General features: G+C 52.1%; 2 protein-coding genes. Both read left to right on the top strand.

Translation table 11 applies throughout. The features are described 5' to 3' along the window. The coding region (locus V6D20_13120; GenBank protein HEY9816721.1) for a FimD/PapC C-terminal domain-containing protein at positions 1-318 on the top strand (318 nt) is incomplete at its 5' end. Next, a complete protein-coding gene (locus V6D20_13125) occupies positions 297-827 on the top strand; it encodes a spore coat U domain-containing protein (protein ID HEY9816722.1) in 531 nt (176 codons plus the stop codon). The genes V6D20_13120 and V6D20_13125, both read left to right, overlap by 22 nt. The last annotated feature ends 320 nt before the right edge of the window (positions 828-1,147 follow it).

Genomic DNA, 1,147 nt, shown 5'->3' on the forward strand with positions numbered 1-1,147 from the left:
ATAGATGTCGTCCCCTACAAAAATGCAGGCTATTCCGCCAGGTTCCCCATTACCGAAACCGCCAGCGCTGAATTAAGGATAATCCTGTCTACCGGGGAACCCATAGCAGCAGGGTCAAATGCCAAGATCGTGAATACAGGGTCTCTTTTTCCCGTTGCCGGGAACGGCAACACCTACTTCCAGGGACTACAAACACAGAACCTTGTCAGAGTAACCCTGCCAACTGGCAAGACCTGTGAATTTGATCTTCCCTATGATCCCACTGACGAGCCGCTACCCGACCTCGGTACCTTTGTATGCCACATTCTGCCAACCTAGATAAACAGGTTTTCAGTCGCCGTAGATCAGCGACAAGCTCCTTAACACTCTTTGCAGCGGCGATCAGCTTGCTGCTTATGGCGCCACTAGCCCACTCGCTGGCCAGCTGTTCCGTGTCTGCTAGCGGCGTGGCCTTTGGCAACTACCTCTACACCGCGGCATCGCCAACGGACAGCACGGGGAATGTACAGGTCAGCTGTTCGCTACTCGATCTGGTGAGCGTCCTGGTAAGTTACGAAATCATATTAAGCGAGGGTAACAGTGGCGCTTATACACCGCGGCAGTTGACATCAGGAGCCAATGTCCTCAGCTACAACCTCTACACAGACCCTGCTTATACGCTTATTTGGGGGGATGCCGGCTCCGGCACCACTACGGTCAGCGATGGCTACCTGCTGGGGTTGCTGACCGTAGTGCGCGACTACAGTGTCTACGGCCGATTACCAGCCAGCCAGAACACACCCGCTGGCAGTTACAGCGATACCATCATCGTAACAGTCAGTTATTGAGTGTCTTGGGATGGCGGGGTCAGCGTTATTCCCCTGAGCAAAAACCCCACCGCCACAACCGCTTGTCTAAACAATCAACCACTTATCGCATCAATGTTGTGGTTTTAGCAAGTGCTAACTAGACATAACCTACACATTCTCCCCCTAACCCACTGATATTTCTACTTTTGATCTGACCAAAGACCCTGGGCGGATAACGTACTGCCCATTGACGGATAACGTAAAAGCCTCAAAGTAGTGAGAGACTGGGACTGTGATTCCGCTAGGGAATTTGACAGGGAAATTGCGAACAAGGAGGTTGCGTGTCCCCCAAAAAAATC

The organism is Candidatus Obscuribacterales bacterium, from assembly GCA_036703605.1.
Classification (GTDB): domain Bacteria; phylum Cyanobacteriota; class Cyanobacteriia; order RECH01; family RECH01; genus RECH01.

Coding starts and splice junctions, on each gene's coding strand:
- V6D20_13125 (HEY9816722.1), top strand. CDS start 297: ATGCCACATTCTGCCAACCTAGATAAACAGGTTTTCAGTCGCCGTAGA.